General features: G+C 71.6%; 17 protein-coding genes. 8 read left to right on the top strand and 9 right to left on the bottom strand.

The annotated features are described in order from the left end of the window. The first annotated feature begins 181 nt into the window (after positions 1 to 181). Entirely contained in the window at positions 182 to 1681 is a 1500-nt protein-coding gene (locus OP04_RS50345; RefSeq protein ID WP_051799436.1) for a hypothetical protein, read from the top strand. Here OP04_RS50345 and rsmI read toward each other — a convergent pair. Beyond that, complete coding sequence (gene rsmI / locus OP04_RS32400; RefSeq protein ID WP_033343697.1) at positions 1620 to 2456, bottom strand: 16S rRNA (cytidine(1402)-2'-O)-methyltransferase; 837 nt, start codon at positions 2454 to 2456, stop codon at positions 1620 to 1622. The genes OP04_RS50345 and rsmI overlap by 62 nt on opposite strands. A gap of 86 nt (positions 2457 to 2542) precedes the next feature. Between rsmI and OP04_RS32395 the strand changes: the two genes are divergently transcribed. The 4 genes from OP04_RS32395 to OP04_RS32380 all read left to right on the top strand — a co-directional run bounded on the left by OP04_RS32395 (position 2543) and on the right by OP04_RS32380 (position 10149). Then, entirely contained in the window at positions 2543 to 4123 is a 1581-nt protein-coding gene (locus OP04_RS32395; RefSeq protein ID WP_033343696.1) for a dolichyl-phosphate-mannose--protein mannosyltransferase, read from the top strand. 85 nt (positions 4124 to 4208) lie between these two features. Continuing rightward, positions 4209 to 5813, top strand: a complete 1605-nt coding sequence (locus OP04_RS32390) for a dolichyl-phosphate-mannose--protein mannosyltransferase (protein ID WP_033343695.1) — start codon at positions 4209 to 4211, stop codon at positions 5811 to 5813. A gap of 797 nt (positions 5814 to 6610) precedes the next feature. Beyond that, positions 6611 to 7942, top strand: a complete 1332-nt coding sequence (locus OP04_RS32385; protein ID WP_033343694.1) for a hypothetical protein — start codon at positions 6611 to 6613, stop codon at positions 7940 to 7942. Positions 7943 to 7944: 2 nt separating this feature from the next. Continuing rightward, on the top strand, positions 7945 to 10149 hold the full coding sequence (locus tag OP04_RS32380) for a bifunctional polysaccharide deacetylase/glycosyltransferase family 2 protein (RefSeq protein WP_408606806.1): 2205 nt from the start codon (positions 7945 to 7947) through the stop codon (positions 10147 to 10149). A gap of 16 nt (positions 10150 to 10165) precedes the next feature. Here OP04_RS32380 and OP04_RS32375 read toward each other — a convergent pair whose 3' ends face one another. Continuing rightward, positions 10166 to 11407 carry a GAF domain-containing sensor histidine kinase gene (locus tag OP04_RS32375; RefSeq protein WP_033343693.1) on the bottom strand — a complete coding sequence of 414 codons (1242 nt, stop codon included), beginning with the start codon at positions 11405 to 11407 and terminating at the stop codon, positions 10166 to 10168. A gap of 347 nt (positions 11408 to 11754) precedes the next feature. Between OP04_RS32375 and OP04_RS32370 the strand changes: the two genes are divergently transcribed. Together OP04_RS32370 and OP04_RS32365 are read left to right on the top strand one after the other, a co-directional pair. Beyond that, the gene (locus OP04_RS32370; protein ID WP_332309692.1) at positions 11755 to 14052 is read left to right on the top strand and encodes a beta-xylosidase/alpha-l-arabinosidase; all 2298 of its coding nucleotides are present in this window, start codon (positions 11755 to 11757) and stop codon (positions 14050 to 14052) included. A gap of 94 nt (positions 14053 to 14146) precedes the next feature. After that, complete coding sequence (locus tag OP04_RS32365) at positions 14147 to 15070, top strand: NADP-dependent oxidoreductase (protein WP_033343692.1); 924 nt, start codon at positions 14147 to 14149, stop codon at positions 15068 to 15070. Between the two features lie 18 nt (positions 15071 to 15088). On the opposite strand, the gene OP04_RS32360 is transcribed toward OP04_RS32365, so the two are convergent. From OP04_RS32360 to OP04_RS32330, 7 genes are all read right to left on the bottom strand, one after another. Beyond that, a complete protein-coding gene (locus OP04_RS32360) occupies positions 15089 to 16537 on the bottom strand; it encodes a glycoside hydrolase family 43 protein (protein WP_033343691.1) in 1449 nt (482 codons plus the stop codon). A 97-nt stretch (positions 16538 to 16634) separates the two neighbouring features. After that, positions 16635 to 18062 carry an endo-1,4-beta-xylanase gene (locus OP04_RS32355; RefSeq protein ID WP_033343690.1) on the bottom strand — a complete coding sequence of 476 codons (1428 nt, stop codon included), beginning with the start codon at positions 18060 to 18062 and terminating at the stop codon, positions 16635 to 16637. A gap of 148 nt (positions 18063 to 18210) precedes the next feature. Continuing rightward, positions 18211 to 19224: a LacI family DNA-binding transcriptional regulator gene (locus OP04_RS32350; RefSeq protein WP_033343689.1), complete on the bottom strand. Its 1014-nt coding sequence runs from the start codon at positions 19222 to 19224 to the stop codon at positions 18211 to 18213. A 199-nt stretch (positions 19225 to 19423) separates the two neighbouring features. Next, entirely contained in the window at positions 19424 to 20419 is a 996-nt protein-coding gene (gene yjfF, locus OP04_RS32345; RefSeq protein WP_033343792.1) for a galactofuranose ABC transporter, permease protein YjfF, read from the bottom strand. Next, positions 20416 to 21477: an ABC transporter permease gene (locus OP04_RS32340; RefSeq protein ID WP_033343688.1), complete on the bottom strand. Its 1062-nt coding sequence runs from the start codon at positions 21475 to 21477 to the stop codon at positions 20416 to 20418. Before OP04_RS32340 ends, yjfF begins: the two co-directional genes overlap by 4 nt. Then, positions 21474 to 23009, bottom strand: a complete 1536-nt coding sequence (locus OP04_RS32335) for a sugar ABC transporter ATP-binding protein (RefSeq protein WP_033343687.1) — start codon at positions 23007 to 23009, stop codon at positions 21474 to 21476. The genes OP04_RS32340 and OP04_RS32335 overlap by 4 nt, the downstream gene beginning before the upstream one ends. 343 nt (positions 23010 to 23352) lie before the next feature. Then, positions 23353 to 24345, bottom strand: a complete 993-nt coding sequence (locus OP04_RS32330; RefSeq protein ID WP_033343686.1) for an ABC transporter substrate-binding protein — start codon at positions 24343 to 24345, stop codon at positions 23353 to 23355. A gap of 390 nt (positions 24346 to 24735) precedes the next feature. Here OP04_RS32330 and OP04_RS32325 point away from each other — a divergent pair, with 390 nt between their 5' ends. Beyond that, positions 24736 to 25854, top strand: a complete 1119-nt coding sequence (locus OP04_RS32325; RefSeq protein WP_033343685.1) for a LacI family DNA-binding transcriptional regulator — start codon at positions 24736 to 24738, stop codon at positions 25852 to 25854. Positions 25855 to 26320 lie beyond the last annotated feature (466 nt).

Here is a 26320-nt window from a genome sequence, read left to right as displayed (position 1 = left end):
GCGAACCGATTGACCCGCGCCTCAACTTGCGATCAACACGCGACGCAATATGCATACGATTGCGGGCAATTCATAGTCAAATGGGACGGTGACGGGAAACCCGAACCAAGATCAACCCCAAACGCCTTCGCCGGTACGGGAGGGAGGCGCGCCCGTCACGCCCACGGCGCCACCGTCCGAGGTGCGGCACACGGTCCCGCTCCTGCTGCACCGTCCCGCGCCGCCGGCCGCCGAGCCCGCGGACCCGGGCCGGAACCGCATCACCGAGAGCATCCCGGTCATCCGCCGCCCCCGCCACGGCCTCCCCGACCTCGCGGCGGACTCCACCACGGACGCGGCCGGGCCGCCCGAGGAGGACACCGCCGCCCGGGAGGCAGAGCCGGTCTCCGGCCCGGCCGGGGAGCTGGCCTCCAGCACTGCGGCGGAGCCGGTCTCCAGCACTGCGGTGGAGGCGGTTCCCGGCCGGGCGGCGATGACGGCCGCGGAATCTGCCTCGGGCAGGACCGCAGAGCCGGTCTCCGGGGCGTCGCCACTGTCCAGCGCGGACGCCGCGCTCGGCACCGAGAGCCAGGCCGGTTTCGAGATCCTGGCCGGGCCGACCGGCAACACGCCCGCGCCACCCACCTCACCCGCGCCGTCCGCCGAGCACGCGCCGCTCGGCTCACCCGCACCGCTCGACCCACCCTCGGCGCCCGCCTCGCCCTCGGCGCCCGCCTCGCCCTCGGCGCCCGCCTCGCCGCCGGTCCAGCCGAACACCGACCACCCGGTCTCCCCCGCCGCGCCGGTCGCGGTCCCGCCCGCGTTCTTCCCGTCCGCGGCCGCCGCCGACGCGCACACGGTCGCGGCACCGCGCGAGCGCGCCACCTGGCTCAACCCGGCCGAGCCGCGCACCGTGCAGGACGATCCGCGCGCGATGCCGGCGGAACCGAGGATCGCGCAGGCCGAGCCGCGGACCGTCCAGTACGCCGAGTGGCCCTCGCCCGCGATGCGGATGGGCCGGCCGGCCGGCTACGACGCCCCCGCGGTCACGCCGCCGCGCCCCGCGGACCGGCTCCCACGCAACCCCGCCACCAGCCTGCCGCTGCTGGTGCTGCTGGCGCTGCTGGCCGCGTTCTTCGGCTGGGTCAGCGCGGAGCCGCTCTGGCTCGCGGTCGGCCACGGCACCCCGGGCACGGTGACCGTCGCGCACTGCTCCGGGCCCACGTCGTTCCAGCGGTGCGAGGGCACGTTCACCGCCCGCGACTTCACCGTGAAGGACGTCGCGGTCCTCGGCGTGCCGTCCGGCAGCCGCGCGGACGGCACCGAGCTCCCGGCCCGGATGGTGGACCGGGACGCCGGCCGCGCGCACGCCAGTTTCGGCGGCCTCGGCCTGCACCTGCGCTGGTCACTGGGCCTGACGCTGGTGTTCCTGTGCGGCCTCGGCATCGCCTGGGCCACCGGCGCCACCCGCCTGGAGACCCGCCGCAACCGCGCCCAGGCCGTCCTGCTCAGCGTCGCTGTTCGGCAGAGCGGTGCCTTCGCCGGGAGTGGCGCCGAGCCCGGAGGAGCGAAGCGACGACCAGCAAGCAGAGCGTGGCGCCGAGCCCGGAGGAGCGAAGCGACGACCAGAAACAGAGAGCTCACATCACCAGGTTGTAGACCTCGCGGCGGCGCAGGCCGTGCAGCGTGGCCACGGCGGTGACCGCGTCGCGGCGGGACACGCCGGTCGCCTCCTCCTCGGCCACCTCGGCCTTGAGCTGCTCGTCCGAGGGGCGCTCGTTCGCCGAGGGCGCCGCGCCCGCGACCACGACCGTGATCTCGCCGCGCGGTGAGGACTCCGCGGACCACGCGGCCAGCGTGGCCAGCGCACCGCGGCGTACCTCCTCATAGGTCTTGGTCAGTTCGCGGCAGACCGCGGCCTCCCGGTCCGTGCCGAAGACCGCGGACAGGTCGGCCAGCGTGTCCGTGATGCGATGCGGCGCCTCGAAGAAGACCAGCGTGCGGGGCTCCTGGGCGAGCTCGCGCAGCCGGGACCGGCGCGCGGACCCGGAGCGCGGGAGGAAGCCTTCGAAGCAGAACCGGTCGCTGGGCAGCCCGGACAGCGCCAGCGCGGTGGTCACCGCGCTCGGGCCGGGTGCGGCGGTGACCGGGATGCCGGCGTCCAGCGCGGCCCGGACCAGCCGGTAGCCGGGGTCGGACACGCTGGGCATGCCGCCGTCCGTCACGATCGCCACCACGGCGCCGCCCTCAAGAGCGGAGACCAGTTCGGGGGTACGCCGTTCCTCGTTCCCCTCGAAGTAGGAAATGATCTTGCCGGGTACCGTCACGTCCAGGTCGCGCGCGAGCCTGACCAGCCGTCGCGTGTCCTCGGCCGCCACGATGTCCGCGGAGCCGAGCACGTCCCGGAGCCGCGTGGACGCGTCCCCGACGTTTCCCAACGGCGCGCCCAACAAGATCAGCCGTCCAGCGTCCACCACGAGCTCACCCCAGAATCCGGTCGTACATCGATCGGCGGGGAGGGTGCGTCACCCACCCGGCCACCCACGCAGCCTACGATCGCCCGGTGATCACGGCGGCAACCGCGCAGACGGACAGCCTGGCGTCCCCCACGATCGAGCGGGCCACCGGGGCCGACGATCGTGGCGTGCCCGCGATCGTGCGGCGCCGGCTGATCCCCCCGGAGGTGCCCGGCGGCCGGTCCTGGGCCGCGACCGGCTTCGTGGTGGCGATCGCCGCGCTGCTGCGCCTGGTCGGGCTCGGCACGCCGGGGAAGCTGATGTTCGACGAGGTCTACTACGCGACCGACGCGTACGACATGCTCTCCCGCGGCATCGAGTGGGACGAGGAGACCGGCGGCCCGGCCTACGTGGTGCACCCGCCGCTGGGCAAGTGGCTGATCGCGGGCGGCGAGGCGATCTTCGGGTACAACGCGGTCGGCTGGCGGATCGCGGCCGCGGTGGCCGGCATCCTGTCCGTGCTGATCCTGACGCGGCTGGCCATCCGGCTGTTCGGCTCCGTGATCCTCGGCTGCGCGGCCGGGCTGCTGCTGGCGCTGGACGGGTTCCACCTGGTCATGTCGCGGGTCGCGCTGCTGGACATCTTCCTGCAGCTGTTCATCCTGGCCGCGTTCGCCGCGCTGGTCCTGGACCGCGACCATCGGCGACGGCACTGGCTGCGGGCCGTCGCGCGGGGCAGCGTGCCGACGACCGGCCACGTGGTGTTCGCGTTCCCGGGCGGCGTGCCGTGGTGGCGACTGGCCGCCGCGGTGCTGATCGGGCTCGCCTGCGGCGTCAAGTGGAGCGCACTCTACGTACTCCCGGTGGTGTTTCTCCTGGTCTGGCTCTGGGAGGGCGGGGCGCAGCGCACGGCCGGCATCCGCTGGGGGTACGTCAAGTCGCTGCCCTACGCGGTCGGCTGGAGCGTGGTCGCCGCCGTGATCATCGCCGTGGTGTACCTGGCGACCTGGACCGGCTGGCTGGTCACCGACGACGGCTTCTACCGGCACTGGCTGGCGGACACCGGCCACACCGAGACGCCGGTGCTGGGCGCGCTGCAGAACCTGTGGCACTACCACGAGCAGGCGTACGGCTTCCACAACCAGCTGGAGCAGGCCCACCGGTACCAGTCGTGGCCGTGGCAGTGGCTGATCCTGGGCCGCCCGGTCGCGGTCCACTGGAATCCCGACCTGCCGCCGGAGCTGGCCGAGGAGGTGCTGCTGCTCGGCACGCCGATCCTGTGGTGGTCGTTCGTCCCGGCGCTGATCGCGCTGGTCTGGCTCGGCATCGCGCGGCGCGACTGGCGGGCGCTGTTCATCCTGCTCGGCGCCGCGGCGAACTGGGTGCCGTGGTTCTGGTTCGCCGTGACCGAGAACCGGACGATGTTCGCGTTCTACATCCTGCCCTCGGTGCCGTTCCTGGTGCTGGCCGTGGTCTACGTGTTCGGCGCGATCATGACGCCCACGCTCGCGCCGGCGCGCGCCCTGGACCCGTCACCGGATCGGCTGACGTTCGGCGCGATCGTGCTGGGCGTCTATCTCGTCCTGGTCGCGGTCTGCTTCTGGTACTTCTATCCGATCTTCACCGCACAGACGATCACGTACTCGGAGTGGTCGGCGCGTCTGTGGCTCGGCAACCGCTGGATCTGAGAATCTGCTCCACATCAGCTCGACCATCGATGGGAAGTGGGGGCGGGTTACCCCCTCGCCCCCTCCGGCAGCCTACGATCGTGCGGTGACCTCGGCGGCAACAGCGCAGACAGACGGCCTCGCGTCCCCCGCGATCGCGCAGGCCACCCCCACGACCGGGGACGACGGTGGCGGGGTCCCCGCCATCGTCCGGCGGCGCCTGGTCCCGTGGGACGACCGCTTCGACGGGTACTCCTGGCTGGCGACCGGCTTCGTGGTGGCGATCGCCGCGCTGGTCCGGCTGGTCGGGCTCGCGGATCCGAAGGGCCTGGTCTTCGACGAGGTCTACTACGCGACCGACGCGTACGACATGCTCTCCCGCGGCATCGAGTGGGACGAGAAGACCGGCGGCCCGGCCTACGTGGTGCATCCCCCGCTGGGCAAGTGGGCGATCGCGCTCGGCGAGGCGGTCTTCGGCAACAACGAGTTCGGCTGGCGGATCTCCGCGGCCGTGGCCGGCATCCTGTCCGTGCTGATCCTGACCCGGCTGGCGACCCGCCTGTTCGGCTCCGTGATCCTCGGCTGCGCGGCCGGCCTGCTGCTGGCGCTGGACGGCTTCCACGTGGTCATGTCCCGCACCTCGCTGCTGGACATCTTCCTGCAGCTGTTCATCCTGGCCGCGTTCGCCGCGCTGGTCCTGGACCGCGACCATCGCCGCCGGCACTGGCTCGGCGCGATCGCGAAGGGCAGGGTCCAGGCGACCGGCCGCGTGGTCTTCGCGTTCCCGGGCGGCGTGCCGTGGTGGCGCTTGGCCGCCGCACTCATGCTGGGCTGCGCGGTCGGCGTCAAGTGGAGCGCGCTGTACGTGCTGCCGGTCTTCTTCCTGCTGGTCTGGCTCTGGGAGGGCGGCGCGCAGCGCACGGCCGGCATCCGCTGGGGGTACGTCAAGTCGCTGCCCTACGCGTTCGGCTGGAGCCTGATCGCCGCAGTGATCATCCTGGCGACGTACCTGGCCGCCTGGTCCGGGTGGTTCATCACGGACGACGGCTACTTCCGGCACTGGCTGGCGGACAGCAACCGGTCCGAGCCGCCGGTGATCGGCGCGCTGATCAACCTGTGGCACTACCACCAGGAGGCGTTCGGCTTCCACAACCAGCTGGTGACCAAGCACCCGTACCAGTCCTGGCCGTGGCAGTGGCTGCTGCTGGGCCGTCCGGTGGCGTTCTTCTGGTCCGGCGACCTGCCGTGCGACGCGCCGTCCTGCGCGTCCGAGGTGCTGCTGCTCGGCACGCCGATCCTGTGGTGGTCGTTCGTCCCGGCGACGCTGGCGCTGATCTGGTTCGGCATCGCGCGGCGCGACTGGCGGGCGCTGTTCATCCTGGCCGGCGCGATGGCGAACTACGCACCGTGGTTCTACTTCGCCATCGCCGAGGGCCGGACGATGTTCTCGTTCTACATCCTGCCGTCTGTGCCGTTCTTCGTGCTGGCCGTGGTCTACGTCCTCGGCGCGATCATGACGCCCACGTTCGCCGCGCAACGCGCGGACGCGGAGCTGTCGCTGGAACGGCGCAAGGTGGGCGCGGTGGTGCTGGGCGTCTACCTGATCCTGGTGGCGGTCTGCTTCTGGTACTTCTACCCGATCTTCGTGGGCCAGCCGATCCCCTACGCGGACTGGTCCGCGCGCATGTGGCTGGGAAGCCGCTGGATTTAGAGCGCTGGGAAGCCGCTGGATCCAGCGCGGCGGGCGTGTGACCTGGGGGCTCATCCTGATCGGGATGGGCCCCCAGATCTTTGTGGCGGGCCGAGCCGCGCGCCCTGCGTTCCCGTTGCCACCCCGATGTCTCGGGCCGGAACCCCACCCGTGAGAGGTAGAGCGCCCCCCGTTGCCGATCAGCCTTCATTCGGGTGGAGGGGGTGTCAACAGCGCTGAATAGGAAACGACAGAACGTCGCGCGACAGTTGATCTTCGAGACAGATGGCCTCGGAAGGGGCTGCAATACGAACCGTAAAGGTTCTTTAATGTAAAGCCCTGAAAATAAGGGCGCGCTCCGATCGCCTGCCACGGGGGAAGCGGGCGATAGGAGCGCGCACCAACGATGTTAACCACACGGCATCGCACGCACAACGGGTGGGCCGTCAACAGATTCGCCGCTATAAATCACCTTTTTGGGCGTTAACGACCATAGTGGACAAACCGGACAGCTCACGGCACGAATTCCGGGCCCGGGAACACAGTGGATCTTCGGTTCCGCCCGGCAAACCGGGCGCCTGCTGACTTTTCCCTCAGTCACCTTGCGGACAGCGAAGCATCGCACGGTACGCCGTAACCTTTTCGGAAACGCGACGGCACCCCACGTCAATCGCTTAAGAAATCATAATCGGCAAATGCCCGAACGGTGTCACCGGTGCGATCATCGGCAATTCGGTCTATTCCATCATGCGATCGGCCATCATCCGGGCGAGTGACGAGAGAGGGATTTGTATCCGCACTTTTCATAATCTCGCAGGGTGACTCAGCACGATCCCCCCACTGACCGGTCGAACGGCCCGAGCGGCCCCGACGACACCCGCACCGCCCCCGCGGACCGGGGGCACGACCGCACGCTCCTGCACGAGGAGAACGATCTTCCGCTGGCCGGAATGGCGCACGCGGACACCGTGAACATCGAACTCGGCTACACGAAAATCAATTCTCCGGACCTGTCCACGGACTCCATCGACCCGGGCGACCTCACGCTCGTGACGGAGGCGCTGCCGATCAATTCCTCGTCGGCCGGACCGGTCTTCGTCGACGTGACCGGCCGTCGCCGGAAGCGGGTGCGGCGCGTCGCGTTCGCGGTCGGCGCGCTCTGCATGGTCTACACCGGAATGGTCGGCGTCAGTCTGGCCGGCGGCCCGGTCAGCCCGCACGCGCTGCTGCCGTTCCCCGAAGCGCTGGAGAACGTGCTGCCCGGCCTGCTCCCGCCGGAGCCGACACAGACCCCGGCGCAGCCGAACCGGTCCGCCGAACCGCAGCAGAACCCGACCGGGCCGTACCAGGCGTTCCCGCAGCCGGACGCGGCCCCGCAGCTCCCGCCGGTCCCGACGCAGACCGTCGGCGTCGGGCTGGGCACGGCGCCGACGCCGGTCCCGACCACGTCGCCACGGCCGCTCGAGTCGGCCGCGGTGACGCCGACGCCGTCGAAGCCGGCCGACGCGACGCCGAGCGCTCCGGCGCCGAGCGGCACGGCGGTCCCGCCGGTCACGCCGAGCCCGTCGATCCCGCCGGTCCCGGGCCCCGGCGGCGGCGTGGGTGCCGGCGCGGGCGTGCCGGTCCCGGTCCCGGTCCCGGAGTCCGGCGGCACCACCAGCGGCGGCTCCAACGGCGGCGGCACCACCGGCGGCGGCACCACCGGCGGCTCCAACGGCGGCGGCACCAGCACCGGCGGCTCCAACAACGGAGGCCCAGGCACCGAAACCGGCAGCGGCACGGGCACCGGCACCGGTGGCAGCGGCGGCGTCACGACCCCCGTCGTGCAGCAGCCCCCGGCCGGCGGCACCGGCGGGGGCGGCGAGGTCGCGCAGCCGCAGCCCGAGTCCACCTACGTGGCCCCCGTCCAGCCCGAGCCCACCTACGCCGCGCCCGCCCCGGTGGAGCCGGCGCCGGCCCAGCCCGAGTCCGCCTACGTCCCGCCCGCCCCGGTCGAGCCCGCGCCGGTCCAGCCCGCTCCCGAGTACCTCCCCCCGATCGACGTGCCCCGCCCCGCCGCCCCCGTCGAGGTGACCACGGAGGAGCAGGCCGGGGACGCGACCGCGCGGACCGCCGAGACCGACGACGAGAGCCCGGAGATCGACACGTGATAGTGACGCCGCCCCGCTCGGACACCACCCAGCAGCCCCGCCGGCACGCCCGCACCGCGACCCCGGCCCGGCGCATCGTCCCGCGCCCGCGCCTGCTGGTCGCGGCCACGCTGCTGTTGCTGCTGGTCAGTGTGCTCATGGTGCGTGCCTACGCCGGATCCGCGCTCTCGCCCGACGGGCTGCACGAGAGCTCCGGCGAACAGGACGCCGTCCCGACGGAGATCGTCGAGGGCGGACCGATCATCAACACCGCGCAGGGCGGCGCACAGTCGTACCGGCTGCCGGACAAGACCATCGCGCTCACGTTCGACGACGGCCCGGACCCGTGGTGGACCGGGAAGGTGCTGGCCTCGCTGGCGAAGCACGACGTGGACGCCACGTTCTTCGTGGTGGGCAGCGGGGCGGCGCGGCACCCGGACCTGGTCCGGCAGATCGCGGCCGAGGGCCACGAGCTGGGCGTGCACACGTTCACGCACCCGGACCTGACGCAGATGCCGGAGTGGCAGCGGCGCGCGGAGTACTCGCAGACGCAGATGGCGATCGCGAGCGCGACCGGCGTGAAGACCTCGCTGATCCGGTTCCCGTACTCGTCGAAGGCGTACGCGATCGACGACGAGAACTGGCCGCTCTACCGGGAGGCCGGTGAGCTGGGCTATCTGTCGGTGCTGAACGACACGGACAGCCAGGACTGGGCCAAGCCGGGCGTGGCGCAGATCGTGGAGAACTCGACGCCGGAGGGCACCAAGGGCGCGATCATCCTGTTCCACGACGCCGGTGGTGACCGCGCGCAGACCGTGGCCGCGCTGGACCGGTTCATCCCGGCGATGAAGGAGCGCGGTTACCGGTTCGTCACGGTCTCCGAGGGCCTGACCCAGGCGATGGAGAAGGCGGCGCCGGCCGGGAACGTGACCGCGCGGACGGAGCAGCCGGCCACGGACGGCGAGGTGTGGCGTGGCTCCGCGCTGGTGTGGGCGATCCGGATCGCGGACACCACGGTCGACGGGCTCGGCGTGCTGTTCGTGATCGCGGGCGCGCTGACGCTCATCCGTACCCTCCTGATGCTTGTCCTGGCTGGTCGTCACGCCCGGAAGCGGAGGGCGAAGGACTTCCGCTGGGGCCCGGAGGTGACCGACCCGGTGTCGGTGATCGTCCCGGCCTACAACGAGAAGGAGGGCATCGAGGCGGCCGTGCGCTCACTGGCCGGCGGCGATTACCCCGAGATCGAGGTGGTGGTGGTCGACGACGGTTCGTCGGACGACACCGCCGCGATCGCGGACGGGCTGGGCCTGCCGAACGTGCGCGTGGTCCGGATCCCGAACGGCGGCAAGCCGAACGCGCTGAACACCGGCGTCGCGTTCGCCAGCCACGACCTGATCGTGATGGTGGACGGCGACACGATCTTCGAGCCGGACTCGATCCGGACGCTGGTGCAGCCGTTCGCGGACCCGACCGTGGGCGCGGTGGCCGGCAACGTGAAGGTCGGCAACCGGAACAGCCTGGTGGCCCGCTGGCAGCACATCGAGTACGTGATCGGCTTCAACCTGGACCGCCGGCTCTACGAGACGCTGCGCTGCATGCCGACCGTGCCGGGCGCGATCGGCGCGTTCCGCCGGCAGGCGCTGCGCGAGGCGGGCGGGATGAGCGACGAGACGCTGGCCGAGGACACCGACGTGACGATGGCGTTCCTGCGCAACGGCTGGCACGTGGTGTACGAGGAGAACGCACGCGCCTGGACCGAGGCGCCGTCGAAGCTGAGCCAGCTGTGGAAGCAGCGGTACCGCTGGTCGTACGGCACGATGCAGGCGATGTGGAAGCACCGGAAGGCGCTGGTGGAGTCCGGTTCGTCGGGCCGGTTCGGCCGGGTGGGACTGCCGATCCTGGCGCTGTTCGGCGTGACGCTGCCGCTGCTCGCGCCCGTGATCGACCTGCTGACGCTCTACGGCCTGCTGTTCCTGGGCCGCACCGAGACGCTGATCGGCTGGGTCGCGATGCTGATCATGCAACTGCTGACCGCGGTGGTGGCGTTCAAGCTGGACCGCGAGTCGATGAAGCCGCTGTGGACGATCCCGTTGCAGCAGTTCGCGTACCGGCAGCTGATGTACCTGGTCCTGATCCAGTCCGCGGTGACGGCGCTGACCGGGGCACGGCTGCGCTGGCACAAGCTGCAGCGCACCGGCGACGCGCTGGTCGGGTCCGCGAAGTCGTAGCCGGTGTGGGCGCCGCTCAGCGTGGAGCGGCGCCCGCCGGCGTCTCCAGACCGGCCGTGACCGGCGGGAACACCACGCGCATCGAGGTGCCCTCGCCCGGCCGGTCGGTGAGCGCGAGCGTGGCGTGGTGGACGTCGAGGATCCGCTTCGCCACGGAGAGGCCGCGGTCCGGCCCGCCGCGGTCGTCGAGCTGCGCTATCGCGCTGTAGTAGAGGTGCGTGAAGAGGCTCGGTCGTTCGGCGCCGGGCTGGTCGAGGTCGTCCAGGCGCACGGCCGGCCCGCCCTCCGCCTCGGTCGTCACCCGTACCCGTCCGCCGGCCGGCGTGTATTTCACGGTCGCGAAGAGCAGGTGCATGAAGACCTGTTCCAGCCGTACGGGGTCCGCGTAGATCGGCAGCGACGGGCCCTGGCCGTGCAGGATCCAGATCTCCTTGGTGGCCGCGATCGGCCGGACCGCCTGCACCGCGCGCTCGGTGATCCGGGTGAGGTCGACCTCACGCATGTGCAGCGCCTCGTAGCCCTCGTTCTCCGGGTCGGCCATGGTGAGCAGGTGCGCGACCAGCTGCCGCATCGGGTCGAGGTGGTGCCGGGTGGTGCGGACCAGCGCCTCGGCCAGCACCGGGTCCGGTTCCTGGCCCGCGCTGACGCTCTCCAGGTACGCCCCGAACTCGTGCAGCGGCGCGCGCAGGTCGCCGGCGAGCAGGTTCGCGAAGTCGTCGTGGCGGCGCTCGATGTCCTGCAGCCGGGCCACGGTCTTGTTGAGCGCCTTCGCGTACCGCCGGAGCTCCAGTTGCGCGGTGACCTGCCGGGAGAGCGCGCGCAGCGCCTGGAGCTGGTCCAGGTTGAGCCGCCGGGGCTCGGAGTCGACCACGCAGAGCGTGCCCAGCGCGAAGCCGTCGCTGGTGACCAGTGGCGCGCCGGCGTAGAAGCGCACGCCGGGGTCACCGAGCGCCATCGGGTTGTCCGCGAACCGCCGGTCCTCCTGCACGTCCGGCACGACCAGCAGGTCCTTGCCGAGGATCGCGTGCGCGCAGAACGACAGCTCGCGCGAGGTCTCGGTCAGGTCCATGCCGACCTTGGCCTTGAACCACTGCCGGTCCGCGTCGACCAGGCTGACCAGCGACATCGGGACGCCGCAGACCTGCGACGCGAGCGCGACGATGTCGTTGAACTCCTGCTCCGGGTCGGTGTCCAGCACCTCCAGGTCGTGGAGGGTGGCGAGCCGGCCGGCCTCGTTCTCGGGGAGCGCCGCCTTCATCTGGTCACCTCCGGTCCGATCGCCGAGATCTGGTCCTCAAGATCTAGCAGGCGAAAGGTGCGAACCCGGCCACTTCAGGTACAGGGACGTCCGAAACTCTCCATACATCGATGAACTTCTTGCTATTGTCGCGCTGCGAGCCCCTTGACCTCACGGGCCGAAACTTTCGGAAGATCATCGGTAATTCAGGTGATGTTCCGCACGCTACGACGGCGTGAATACCCGGTCAACCCCTGTCTATGTGTGGCCGCACGCGTTACTTTGTAGTGACCTTGGCGCCTCACGGGCTCCAGAGCTTTCCGGAAACACATCGGAACTTGCGCACCAAGACTCTCAGGAGGTCGCTCGTGACCGAGCGAGGCGAGTCGGCCGGCCCCGCAACCGTGGTCGCCGAGCCCTGGCGGGACCCGTCCCGCCCCGTCGGCGAGCGCGTCGCGGCGCTGCTGGCCGCGATGACGCTGGAGGAGAAGACGGCGCAGCTCTGCTCCGTCTGGATGGGCGCGACCGCGACGGACGGCGACATGGCGCCGCACCAGCACGACCTGCTCGACGAGCCGGACTGGCCCGCCGTGACCCGCACCGGGCTCGGGCAGATCACCCGCGCGTTCGGCACCGCGCCGATCGGTCCGGCGGACGGCGCGGCCGCGCTGGCCGCGCTGCAGGCCGAGATCGTCGCCGCGAGCCGGCTCGGCATCCCGGCGGTCGCGCACGAGGAGTGCCTGACCGGCTTCCTCACCTGGCAGGCCACGGTCTATCCGACGCCGCTGGCCTGGGGCGCCGCGTTCGACGCGGAGCTGGTCGAGCGGATGGCCGGGCAGATCGGCCGATCACTGCGCGCGGTCGGCGTGCACCAGGGGCTCGCGCCGGTCGTGGACGTGGCACGCGACCTGCGGTGGGGTCGCGTCGAGGAGACCATCGGCGAGGATCCGTACCTGGTGGGCACGATCGGCGCGGCGTACGTGCGCGGTCTGGAGAACGCCGGCGTCGTGGCCACGCTGAAACACTTCGTGGGCTACTCCGCCTCGGCCGCCGGCCGCAACTTCGGCCCGGTCTCGATCGGCCCGCGCGAGGTGGCGGACGTGCTGCTCCCGCCGTTCGAGATGGCGCTGCGCGACGGCGGCGCGCGGTCCGTCATGGCCGCCTACGTCGCGCTGGACGGCGTGCCGGTCGCGGCCGACCCGGTGCTGTTCACCACGCTGCTCCGCGACGAGTGGGGCTTCACCGGCACCGTGGTCTCCGACTACTTCGGCGTGTCCCACCTGCGGATGCTGCACCACGCCGCGGCCGACGACGCGGGCGCGGCCGGGCTGGCGCTGGCCGCCGGCGTCGACACGGAGCTGCCCGGCATCCGCTGCTACGGCCCGCCGCTGGTGGACGCGGTCCGGGCCGGCGTGATCCCGGAGTCGCTGGTCGACCGCGCGGCCACCCGGGTGCTGACCCAGAAGTGCGAGCTCGGCCTGCTCGACCCGGACTGGTCGCCCGCGCCCGCGGCCGCGGTCCCGGATCTGGACCCGCCGGAGGCCCGCGCGCTCGCCCGCACGCTGGCCGAGCGGTCCGTGGTGCTGTGCGCGAACGACGGCGTGCTGCCGCTGGCGCCGGAGACCCGGATCGCGCTGGTCGGGCCGCTGGCCGACGATCCGGCCGGGATGCTCGGCTGTTACACGTTCCCCCGGCACGTCGGCCCGCACCACCCCGGCCTGGAGCTGGGCGTGCCGATCCCGACGCTGGCCGCGGCGCTGGACCGGGCGGCGATCCCCGGCTGCACGATCGACGGCGACGAGGAGCCGTCGATCGGCGACGCCGCGGACGCGGACGTGATCGTGGCCGTGCTCGGCGACCGCTCCGGGATCTTCGGCGTGGGCACCTCCGGTGAGGGCTGCGACGTGCCGGACCTGCGCCTTCCCGGCCGTCAGTCCGAGCTGCTGGAGCTGCTGCTCGCCACCGGGCGGCCGGTGGTGCTGGTGCTGCTCTCCGGCCGGCCGTACGCGCTCGGCGCCTACGCGGACCGGCTGGCCGCGGTGGTCCAGGCGTTCTTCCCGGGCGAGGAGGGCGGCCCGGCGGTGGCGGGCGTGCTCACCGGCGTGGTCAACCCGTCCGGGCGCCTGCCGGTCAGCCACCCGGCCTCGACCGGCGGCCAGCCGTCGACCTATCTCGCGCCACTGCTCGGGCACCGCACGGACGTGAGCACGGTGGATCCGACGCCGCTGTTCCCGTTCGGGCACGGCCTGTCCTACACCACGTTCGCCTGGACCACCCCAGATCAAGATCAATCTTTGGGTACGGACGGGGAGGCCACGGTCGCGGTCACCGTCCGGAACACCGGCGGCCGGGCCGGCGCCGAGATCGTGCAGCTCTACCTGCACGACCCGGTGACGCAGGTGTCCCAGCCGGTGCGCCGGCTCGTCGGCTACGCCCGCGTCGCGCTCGCGCCCGGCGAGGCCCGCACCGTCACGTTCACGGTCCCGGCCGACCTGGCCGGCTTCACCGGCCGCGACGGACGCCGCATCGTCGAGCCCGGCGAGCTCCACCTGCTGCTGGCCGCCTCCAGCACGGACGTGCGCCACACGGCCCGCGTCACGCTGACCGGCCCGGAGCGCGTCCTCGGCCCGGACCGGCACCTCACCACCGGCGTCCGCATCGAGTGACCCAGACCGCACTAGCAAAGTGGGGTACCCCTCCGTATCGTGGCGATCAGTCATACGGGGGGCCACCCCATTTTTGCGAGCCAGAGGCGGAGCCATGCGCGCAGTACGGTACGACCGGTACGGACCACCCGAGGTGCTGCACGTCGCGGACGTGCCGGATCCGGTCGCGACGCCGGGCGAGGTGCTGGTCGACGTGCACGCGTCCGGCGCGGGCCTCGGCGAGGTGGCGATCCGCGAGGGCCGGCTGCGCACGGTCATGCCCGGAAAGCTCCCGCGCGGCATCGGCAACGACTTCGCCGGCGTGGTCGTGCACGACGCCGGCGGCTTCCACGCCGGTGACCGGGTGTGGGGCGTGCTGCCGTGGCGGACGTTCGGCGCCACCGCGGAGCGGATCGCGCTCCCGGCCGCCCGCCTGGCCCCGGCACCGGCGAACCTGACGCTGACCGAGGCCGCCGCGCTCCCGGTCAGCGGCACCACCGTGCTGACCGCGCTGGACGACCGGATCACGCTGCGCAGGGGCGACCGCCTGCTGGTCCGGGGCGCCGCCGGCGCGGTCGGCGTGGTCGCGGTGCAGTACGGCCGCGCGGTCGGCGCGCACGTCACCGCGCTGGCCGGTGCGCGCGCCCTGGACCTGGTGCGCGAGCTTGGCGCGGACGAGGCGCTGGACTACCGCACCACGTCGCCCGCGGATCTCGGCCGCTTCGACGTGGTCCTGGACCTGGTGGGAACACAGCTGCGTGCGTACCGCCGGCTGCTCTCCCCGAAGGGCCGCCTGATCGCGCTGGTCGCCGACCCGGACCACCTGCTCCGGAGCCTGCTGGCCGGCCTGCTGCCCGGCGTGGTGGCGTTCAGCAACAACCCGCCCGCGGCCCGGATCGCGCAGCTCACCGCGCTGGTCGAGCAGGGCGCGATCCGGCCGGTGATCAGCGCGACGCTGCCGATGACCGAGGCGGCCGAGGCCCATCGGCGCGTGGCGAAGGGCGGCGTCCCGGGCCGGCTCGTGCTCACCAGGGCGTGACCGTGGCCGGGCAGGCCGCTAGGCGCCCACGTAGCTGAACCAGTCGAAGTGGACGGTGCCGCGCATCGCGGACATGCCGATCACCCGGCCGGTGAAGCCGCCGGCCACCTCCGTCGACACGTAGCGGCCGTCCAGCTCGGCCAGCGACACGAACGCGCCGTCCGTCACCAGCCCGAGCCGCACCAGGTCCGGCGAGTCCGTCGGCGAGTCCGGGTCCGGGCCGGCGCCGTCGATCGCGACCGTGAGCAGCACCGGGCCGTCCGGGCGGCGGTGCATGCCGAGCACCTGGCGCAGCGGGCCGATCCGGGCCTCCGCGATCACCTGGTCGCCGTCGATGTGCACGCCGTACCAGTGGCGTTCGTCCAGCCGGACCATCAGGCCGCCGGCCGCGCCGGGCTCCGCGTCGGCCAGCGTCTGCACGCGGCAGCTCAGGTGCTGCTGGCGGCGCCCGGCGAAGCCGCCCTCGGGCACGGTCAGCCAGTCCTCGCGCACGTCCAGCCGGGCGGTGGCGGCGCGCGGCTGGATCCAGCGCGGGTGCAGCCGCGGCGCGCGGAAGTCGTCACGCTCGTCCTCGTCCGGCCAGGGCGCGGCGGGCAGTATCGGCCCCTCGGTCACCGGCGCGACCTCGCCGATCACCGGCCAGCCGTCCACCCAGGTCACCGGCGCGAGGAACGTCTCGCGGCCGAGCACGTGGAAGCCGGGGCTGCCGCCGCGCGGGCGGACGCCGAGGAACAGCAGCCACCAGCTGCCGTCGTGCGCCTGGATCAGGTCGCCGTGGCCGGTGTTCTGGATCGGCCGGTCCGTGCTGCGGTGGGTGAGGATCGGGTTGGCCGGGCAGGGCGCGAACGGGCCGTCCGGCCGGGGTCCGCGCGCGATCGAGATGCCGTGCCCGCGCTCGGTGCCGCCCTCCGCGATCAGCAGGTACCACCACTCGCCGATCCGGTAGAGGTGCGGCGCCTCCGGGTACTGCGCACCGGGCGTGCCGGACCAGATCCGCCGCGGCGTCTCCAGCACCTCGCCGGTCTTCGGGTCGATCCTCGCCTGCGCGATCCCGGCGAACGTGCACCAGCAGTTGCCGTCGTCGTCCCAGGCCAGGTCCGGGTCGATGCCGGTGATGCCGGGCAGCCGCACCGGGTCGGACCACGGGCCGGCCGGGTCGGTCGCGGTCACGATCACGTTGCCGCCGCCGGAGACGTTCGTGGTGATCAGCCAGAACAGCCCGTCGTGGTACCGCAGCGTGGGCGCGTAGACGCCGCCGGACGCCGGGACCGTCGCACCGAACCCCAGGTGCTCCTCGCTCAGCGCGTTGCCGATCTGCCGCCAGTGCACGAGGTCGCGGCTGTGCAGGATCGGCACCCCCGGCACGTACTCGAAACTGGAGCAGGCGAGGTAGTAGTCCCCACCGGCCCGGCACACGCTCGGGTCGGGGAAGAATCCGGGGACGACGGGGTTCCGAAAGGCGCCGATGAGAGTCTCCTGAAAACCTCAGAGATCGACCAGGGGGTACGGCGTGACCGTACCCCCTGAATCTGCGTTAATCCATGCTCTTGATCTTCGGGCGCCGTCAGGCGACCGTGCAGGCCGCACCGTTCAACGTGTACGCGGCCGGCGCCGGGTTGCTGCCGCCGTGCGTGCCGTTGAAGCCGAACGACGTGCTGCCGCCGGCCGGGAGCGCCGCGTTCCATGCGGCGTTCGTCGCGGTGACCGCGCTGCCGGACTGCGTCACCGTGGCGCTCCACGCCTGCGTCACGGTCTGGCCCGCGGTGTAACTCCACGTCAGAGTCCAGCCGTTGATCGCGCTGCTGCCGGTGTTCCGCACGGTCACGGTGGCGGTGAAGCCGGTGTTCCACTGATTCACCGCATAGCTCACCGCGCACGCACCGGCGGGGGCCGGCGTGGTCGGGCCCGGGGTCGTCGGTGTCGGTGTGGTCGTGGTGCCGCCGAAGCCCGCGGCCGCGCCGTCATAGGCAGGCTTCTTGCCGTAGTTCTCGTCCCAGATCAGCGCCGCGCCGTAGCCGGAGAACACGTCCGGCACCCACGAGTACTTGTCCGTGAGGCCCCAGACCGTGACGCCGGTGCAGCGGGTGACGTTCGCGCAGGCGGTGAAGACCTTCTGGAAGTCGCTCTTCTGCGTGGCCAGTTCGGACGCGTCGGACGGCGTGGTCATCCGCACGTCCAGCTCGGTGATGCGCACGTCCACGCCGAGGTTCGCGAAGCGCTGCAGGTTGGCCTGCAGGTCGGACGGGACCTGCCCGAGGATCAGGTGCGCCTGGAACCCGACGCAGTCGATCGGGATGCCGCGCGCCTTGAAGTCCTGCACCAGGTTGTAGATCGCGGTGCTCTTCGCGTTGACCGCGTCCGTGGAGTAGTCGTTGATGCAGAGCTTCGCGGCCGGGTCGGCGGCGCGCGCGGCCTTGAACGCCTCCTCGATGTACGTGTTGCCGATCCGGGTCTGGAAGATCGACTGACGCCGGGAGCCGTTGTCCTCGAACGCCTCGTTCACCACGTCCCACGCGGTGACCTTGCCGGCGTAGTGCTGGGCAACGTTCGTCACGTGGTTCTTCATGGCCGCGAGCAGGTCGGTGCCGCTGCTGATGCCGTCCACCCAGCTCGGGTACTGCTGGTGCCAGACCAGCGTGTGCCCGTAGAGCTGCTTGCCGCCGGACGCGGCGTAGTCGGCGACCTGGTCACCGGCCGCGTAGGTGAACGAGTTGCGGGACGGCTCGGTCGAGGACCACTTCATCGCGTTCTCGGCCACGACCAGGTTGAACTCGGTGTCGGCGATGTTCTTGTACGCGGACTCGCTCAGGTAGCTCGACGTGAGCGCGAAGCCCACGGTCTTTCCCTTCGCCGCGGCCAGGCTCTGCAACGTGGTGGCCGCCTCGGCGAGCTGCGGGATCGCGATCGCGGCGCCGGCCGCGAGCAGCACGGCGGCCGCGACGGACAGCGGGCGGCGGTGACGTCTCGGCGGGCGCTTCGAGTCGTCGGTCATCGGGGCTCGGTCCTCTCTGGTGGGGAAGCTCCCGATCCCGGCGGTGGAGGCGCCGTTTACGTTGATGCGTATCGATGGGAGCGATCCCAAGTATTGGCCGGGCCGCGCGACGGCGTCAATGCGTTACCGGAAATGTCCCGGAAATAGATCAGATGGCCGCGGTGCTGTCCCGGACCACCAGGTGGGTGGCCAGCTCGATGCGCGGCGTGTCGATGTCCTCGCCCTGGGCCAGGCGCAACACCGTACGCGCGGCCAGCAGCCCCATCTCGGCCAGCGGCTGACGCACCGTGGTCAGCGGCGGCGAGGCCCACTGCGTCTCCGGAAGATCGTCGAAACCGACCACGCTGACGTCGTCCGGCACACGCAGGCCACGGCGGCGGACCGCCTCGTACACCCCGAAGGCCATCTGGTCGCTGGACGCGAAGATCGCGGTCGGCGGATCGTCCAGCTCCAGCAGCGCGGTGCCGCCCGCGAACCCGGACTCGTGGTAGAAGTCGCCCTGGAAGAGCAGCTCCTCCCGCATCTCGATGCCGGCCGCCTCCAGGCCGGCGCGGTAACCGTCCAGCCGGGCGCGCGAGCAGAGCAGCCGTTTCGGGCCCGCGATGAAGCCGATCCGCCGGTGCCCGAGCGAGAGCAGGTGCTCGGTGGCGCTCAGGCCGCCCGCCCAGTTCGTCGCGCCGATGGTCGGGATGTCCATCGCCGGGACGCCGGCCGGGTCGACCACCACCATCGCGATGTTCAGCCGCCGGAGCTCGGCCAGCAGCGGCGGCGACAGGTCGGAGACCACGAAGATGACGCCGTCGGTGGCGCGGGCCCGCAGGTTCTGCAACCACTGGCGGGCCGAGGTGGAGCGCTGGTGGATCGCGGAGACCACGGTGCCGACGCCGGCCGCGTGCGCCACGTCCTCCACACCGCGGATGATCTCGACGGCCCACGGGCTGTCCAGATCGTTGAAGACCAGGTCGATCAGGCTGGCGGAGACGCGGCTGCGGGCGGCGCGGCGCCGGTAACCGTGCCGGCGCAGCAGCTCCTCGACGCGCTCCCGGGTCTGCGGCGACACGTCCGACCGGCCGTTGAGCACGCGCGAGACGGTCGGCACCGACACGCCCGCCTCCGCGGCGATCGCGGTGATGGTGACCCTGCGGCCCTCCCCGACGGTCACGGAGCCCTCCCTCTACGCACGCGGCTGTCCCGCCTATCTTGCCCCAGCGGCGCACGTTCCGGGATCCCGAAATTTCCGGTCCCCTGTTCGGCAGAGCGGTGCCTTCGCCGGGAGTGGCGCCGAGCCCGGAGGAGCGAAGCGACGACCAGCAAGCAGAGCGTGGCGCCGAGCCCGGAGGAGCGGAGCGACGACCAGAAACTCAAGTCTTGCGGGCGCCGATCACGCGCTGGAGCACGATGAAGACCAGCAGCAGCGCGCCGACCGCGATCCGCGTCCACCAGGACAGCAGGCCCTGGAACTGGATGATCGTCTGGATCACGCCGAACACCAGCACGCCCAGCACCGTGCCGAGCACGAAGCCGGAGCCGCCGGTCAGCAGCGTGCCGCCGATCACCACGGCCGCGATCGCGTCCAGCTCCATGCCGATGCCGGTGTTGCTGTACCCGGCGCCGGTGTAGAACGTGTAGAGCACGCCCGCGCCGGTCGCGCACAGGCCGCTGACCGCGTAGACGCCGACCTTCGTGGCCGCGACCGGCAGGCCCATCAGCAGCGCGGACTGCTCGTTGCCGCCGATCGCGTAGACGTTGCGGCCGAACCGCGTGTAGTGCAGCACGCCGAACGCGAGCGCGACCACGATCAGCGACGTCACCACGCTGGGATCGATCCGGTAGTCGCCGAGCGGGACCATCTGCGTCGCGGTCTCGGTGAAGAACGGGTGGCTGATCCGGATCGAGTCCGTGCTGATCACGTAGCAGAGGCCGCGGGCCAGGAACATGCCGGCCAGCGTGGCGATGAACGGCGGCACCTCGAAGAAGTGGATGATCGCGCCCATCGCGCTGCCGCTCACCGCGCCGACCACCAGGACCAGCGGGATCACCACGCCGGGCGACCAGCCCTCCTCGGTGATCAGCCAGGCGCAGAGCATGGTGGAGAGCGCCAGCATCGAGCCGACGGACAGGTCGATGCCGCCGCTCACGATCACGAACGTCATGCCGACCGCGAGCACGAGCAGGAACGCGTTGTCCTTGAACACGTTCAGCAGCACCTGGAGGTCCGCGAAGTTCTCGTACCGGATCGAGCCGCCGATCCACATCAGCAGCAGCACGGCCGCGGTGGCGAGGATCGGGACGTACCGCTGGCGGCTGTTGAAGACCTTCGCCAGTCGCGTGCCGGTCGGAGAGGTAATGGTCGTCATGCCGGCACCTTCACGTTCGTCGGCTCGGACGGCGCGCTGCCGGACGCGGGTGGCGTGCGGCGCGGGCCCCATCGGCCGAAGACCTTGCGGCGGAACGCCGGGGACTGGAGCAGGCAGACGATGGTCACCACGACCGCCTTGAAGATCAGCGTGGTCTCCGGCGGCACGCCCAGCGTGTAGACCGTGGTGGACAGCGTCTGGATCACCAGCGCGCCGATCACGGTGCCGCCGATCGAGAAGCGGCCACCGGTCAGCGCGGTGCCGCCGATCACCACCGCGAGGATCGCGTCCAGCTCGATGAGCAGGCCGGCGTTGTTGCCGTCCGCGGACGAGACGTTCGAGCTGATCATCAGGCCGGCCAGGCCCGCGCAGAGCCCGCAGATCGCGTAGACCAGCAGCACCAGGCTGCGCGACTGGATGCCGACCAGCCGGCTCGCCTCCGCGTTACCGCCGACGGACTCCAGCAGCAGGCCGAGCGCTGACCTGCGCATGATCAGCGCGGTGACGGCGATCATGGCGAGCGCGATCAGCACCGCGGCCGGGAGCGTGAAGAGCCAGCCCGCACCGATCCACTTGTACGGCGTGCTGTTGATCGTGATGATCTGCCCGTCCATGATCAGCTGGGCGATGCCGCGGCCGGCCACCATCAGGATCAGCGTCGCGATGATCGGCTGGATGCCGATCCGGGACACCATGATGCCGTTGAACGCGCCGAACAGCAGCGCGGCGCCGAGCGCCATCACCACGGCGATCAGCACGCCGCCTATCGCGTTCTGGTCCGGCTGCTTGCTGATGTGCAGGCAGGCGACCGCGCCGGCGATGGCGACCACGGACCCGACGGAGAGGTCGATGCCGCCGGTCGCGATGACCAGCGTCATGCCGAGCGCGACCAGCATCAGCGGTGCGCCGAACCGGAGGATGTCGATCACGCTGCCGTACAGGTGGCCGTCCTGGATCCTGATCGCGAAGAAGTCCGGCTTCTCGAGCAGGTTGCCGAGCAGCAGCACCACCAGCACCACGACCGGCCAGAAGAGACGATGTCTCGTCAGGGTGATCATGCCGCGCCCCCTTCTCCGCTCGCGATGGTCTGCATGATGCGGTCCGCGGTCAGCGACTCGTCGTTGGCCAGCTCCGCCACCAGACGGCGGTCGCGCAGCACGCCGACCTTGTGGCTGAGCCGCAGCACCTCCTCCAGCTCCGCGGAGATGAACAGCACCGACATGCCCTCCTCGGCCAGCGAGACCACCAGCCGCTGGATCTCCGCCTTCGCGCCGACGTCGATACCGCGCGTGGGCTCGTCCAGGATCAGCAGCTTGGGCTGCGTGATCAGCCAGCGGGCGAGCAGCACCTTCTGCTGGTTGCCGCCGCTGAGGTTGCGGACCAGCGCCTCCGGGTTGGCCGGCCGGATGCTCAGCGCCTCGATGTACTTCCCGACCAGCTCGTCACGCCGGCGCGCCGGCACCGGGCGCAGCCAGCCGCGCGCGGCCTGCATGGCCAGGATGATGTTCTCCCGGACGGTGAGGTCCTCGACCAGGCCCTCGGTCTTGCGGTTCTCCGGGCAGAACGCGATGTTCCGACCGATCGCGGTGCGCGGCGTCTTCACGGACAGCGGTGTGCCGTCGATCGTGACGGTCCCGCTCTCCGCCCGGTCCGCCCCGAAGATCAACCGCGCCACCTCGGTACGCCCGGAGCCCAGCAACCCGGCCAGCCCGACCACCTCGCCCCGGTGGATCGCCAGGTCGAACGGTGCCACCAGCCCGGTCTTGCCCACCTGCGCGGCCTGCAGGAACGGCTCCTGCCGCTCCAGCGCCGCCAGCTCCCGCTTCGGCTGCTCCTCCAGCGCCTCCAGCACGGACAGCTCCGTGCCGATCATGCGGGAGACCAGCTCGATGCGGCTCAGTTCGCTGGTGCGCCACTCGCCGACCAGGCGCCCGTTGCGCAGGATCGTCATCCGGTCGGAGATCTCGTAGATCTGCTCCAGGAAGTGCGACACGAACAGCAGCGCGACGCCGTCCTCCTTGAGCCGGCGCATCACCCGGAACAGCTGCGCCACCTCGCCGGTGTCCAGGCTGGACGTGGGCTCGTCCAGGATCACCACCTTGGCGGAGATGTCCACGGCCCGGACGATCGCGATCAGCTGCTGGATCGCCAGCGAGTAGCTGGCCAGCGGCGCGGTCACGTCGATGTCGAGCTCGACGCGGGCGAGCAGTTCGCGCGCGCGGCGCCGCATCTCCGGGTAGTTGTTGATCAGCCCGAACAGGCGCGGCTCACGGCCGATGAAGATGTTCTCCGCCACCGAGAGATTGGGGCAGAGGTTGACCTCCTGGTACACGGTGCTGACGCCGGCCTGCTGGGCCTTGAGCGGGCTGCTGAAGTGCACCCGCTCCCCGGCCAGCACGGCCTCGCCGGCCTCGGCCTGGTAGACGCCGGTGAGCACCTTGATCAGGGTGGATTTACCGGCGCCGTTCTCGCCCATCAGGGCGTGCACCTCGCCGGGGAACAGGCGGAAGTCGACGTCGGCCAGCGCGGTGACGCCGGGGAACTCCTTGGTAATGCCCTTCATCTGCAGAATCGGCTGGGGGTCCGGCATCGCGCCGTGCTCCTCTCCTTGCTGATCGCGGCGATGCCGCCGGCCCGGTGGACGGGCCGGCGGCACGCGCGACTGGCGCTGCGTTTCGATGAGCCCTCCGGGCCGGCCGGGCGTTGCCGCGCGGGCCGGGCTCCGGGAGGGCTCGAGTGCCGCCGGGGCCGGCCGGCGCGGCTTCGCACCGGCCGGTTCCGGACGCTCAGTACTGCCGGTGCCGGCTGAACGGTGTCGCGCCGCCGGTTCCGGGAGCGATACCGCCTGTGCCGGCCGGAGCGGTGTCGCGCCGGCCGGTTCCAGCGGCTCCGTGCTGCCGGAGCGGTGCCGCCCCGGGCGGGTGCCCGAAGGCTCAGTACTCCCGGGTCGGGAGCGCGGCGGCGGCCTGGTCCTGCGTGAAGACGCCCTCCTCGGTGAGGATGCGCTTCTCGATGGTCTCGCCCTTCGTGACCTTCTGGACCAGCTCCATCAGCTGCGGGCCGAGGAGCGGGTTGCACTCGACCACGACGTTGATCTTGCCGTCCACCATGGCCTGGAACGCGTCCTTGACGCCGTCGATCGAGATGATCTTGATGTCGACGCCGGGCTTCTTGCCGGCCTCCTCGATCGCCTGGATCGCGCCGAGCGCCATGTCGTCGTTGTGCGCGTAGAGCACGTCGATGTCCGGGTTGGACTGCAGGAAGGCGGTCATGACCTCCTTGCCCTTGGCCCGGGTGAACTCGCCGGTCTGCGACGCGATGATCTTGAAGTTCGGGTTCGCGGCGATCGCGTCGCCGAAGCCCTTCTTCCGGTCGATCGCCGGCGCCGCACCCGGGGAGCCCTGCAGCTCCACGATGTTGACCTGCTCGTTCTTGCCCTCGTACTGCTTGAGCAGCCAGTCGGCGGCGCGCTGGCCCTCGACGATGAAGTCCGAACCGATGAACGTGACGTAGAGCGAGGTGTCGGTCGAGTCGACGGCGCGGTCGGTCAGGATGACCGGGATGCCCGCGGCCTTCGCCTCCTTCAGCACCGGGTCCCACCCGGTGTTGACCACCGGCGAGAACGCGATGACGTCGACCTTCTGCTGGATGTAGCCCCGGATCGCCTTGATCTGGTTCTCCTGCTTCTGCTGAGCGTCGGAGAACTGCAGCTCGATCCCGGCGGCCTTGGCCGAGTCCTGGATGGACTTCGTGTTCGCCGTACGCCACCCGGACTCCGCGCCGACCTGCGCGAAACCGAGGACGATCTTGCCGTCGTCGCCGCCGGCGGCATCGTCCTTCGTGCCGTCACCGCAGGCCGCCAGCCCGCTGGTGACGAGACCGGCCGCCGCGACGACCGCGAAGATCTTCCTCCTGCTTACGTGCATAGCAATTACTCCTCTGCCGATGACCGCCGACCATCGCCGCGCGCCGGCGTCCGGTCGTGACCCCTAGGAGCGGGGGCCGTGAAGGTGGGGAACGTGTGGTGCCGCATTGCGTGAACCAGGTGCCATGTGCTTTGGTGCCATGTGCCGTGGTGCAAGGGCTCGGCCGGACGCGACCGCACACGCCGGAGGTGCCTGCCCGGCTTTGCGGCCTTGCTGTCACGGCCTGGTTACAGGGACGTTGCGCAGTAGTGTTAGCGCTAACAATCGATGAGTCAAGGGGTGCTCGGGGTCACAACTTGGCCACGATGATCACAAATGTCTACAGGTCGGGCCAAGAAATCGGTCTACCAGCGCAATCACCGTTGCGTACGTGGGCGATAACCTAGGGCCGTGACATCGACACCCGAAGCGGCGCGGCCGGCGGTCATGACCGACGTCGCCCGGCTGGCCGGTGTCTCGCACCAGACCGTCTCCCGGGTGCTCAACAACCACCCCAGCGTCCGGCCGGACACGCGTGAGCGCGTGCTGCGCGCGGTCACCGAGCTGAGCTACCGCCCCAACGCCATGGCCCGCGGCCTGGCCAGCCGCCGCTCGCGCGTGCTGGGCGTGGTCAGCTTCGACACCATTCTGTACGGTCCGGCCTCCACGCTGCTCGGCATCGAACGGGCCGCCCGCCGCGCGGGTTACGGCGTGAGCATCGTCGCGCTGGAGCGCGTCGACCGCGCCGGCGTGCTCTCCGCCGTCGACGGCCTGGCCGCGCAGGGCGTGGACGGCGTCATCATCATCGCGCCGCAGATGGCCGCCGCGGCCGCGCTGCACAGCCTGCCGCGCGGCATGCCCGCGGTCGCGGTCGAGACCGGCCCGGAGGGCGTGCTGCCCGCGGTCTCGGTCGACCAGGCCGCCGGCGCCACGCTCGCGGTCCGGCACCTGCTGGAGCTGGGCCACACCACGGTCTGGCACGTGGCCGGCCCCGGCGACTGGCTGGAGGCGCGCGACCGCGTGCACGGCTGGCGCGCCGCGCTGGAGGAGGCGGGCGCGCCCGTGCCGCCGGTGATCTCGGGCGACTGGGGTGCACGCTCCGGCTTCACGGCCGGCGCCGCGCTGGCCGGCCGCCGCGAGGTGACCGCCGTCTTCACCGCGAACGACCAGATGGCGCTCGGCCTGCTCCGCGCGCTGCACGAGCGCGGCGTCCGCGTGCCGGACGACATCAGCGTGGTCGGTTTCGACGACATCCCGGAGTCGGAGTTCATGCTGCCGCCGCTGACCACGGTCCGCCAGGACTTCGACGAGGTCGGCCGCCGCAGCATGGCCGCGCTGCTCCGCCTCATCAACAGCGCCCGCCGAGGCGGCGGTCCGAACGGCGGCGGCTCGCACGGTGGCCCGGACAGCCGCGGCCCGCAGGTCGGTGAGTCCTCCGAGGACGGCGGCGAGGCGGACGAGGAGGTGGGCGCCTCGGTGGTCCCGCCGACGCTCGTGGTGCGCCGCTCCACCGCCCCGCCGCGCGCCTGACGGCGCCGCTCCACCGCACGCCGGTCCCACCGCGGCTGCTCCACCGCCCCGCCGAGCGCCTGACCGCGCCGCTCCACCGCACGCCGGCCCCACCGTGGCCGCCCCACCGTGCGTCTGACCGCACCGCTCCACCGCACGCCGGTCTCACCGCGGCCGCCCCACCGCTCCGCCGCGGCCGACCGCGCCGCTTTTCTGCGCGCCGGCCCACCGCAGCCACCCCGCCGCTCCGCGCGCCGCCCTCACACGCCCCGCCCCGCCGCTCCGCGCGCCGCCCTCACGCGCCCGCCCCGCCTCTGCTGCAGCCACTCCGCCGCGCATCCTCAAGCGCGCCGCGCACCCGGCCAAGCCGCCACCCACCACCAGATGTCCCGAAATTTCGCTATATATCAATGCCGGGACGGCTTTTTGTTGATCGTTTGATCCAAGCTGTGCTGGCGTGCGTACTTGTTGCCGGACACGGGCGGCG

The sequence above is a fragment of the Catenuloplanes japonicus genome (genome assembly GCF_000717135.1).
In the GTDB taxonomy this organism is placed as follows: domain Bacteria; phylum Actinomycetota; class Actinomycetes; order Mycobacteriales; family Micromonosporaceae; genus Catenuloplanes; species Catenuloplanes japonicus.
Note: the sequence above shows the minus strand (reverse complement) of the source record. Positions and strands in the feature narration are given on the sequence as shown.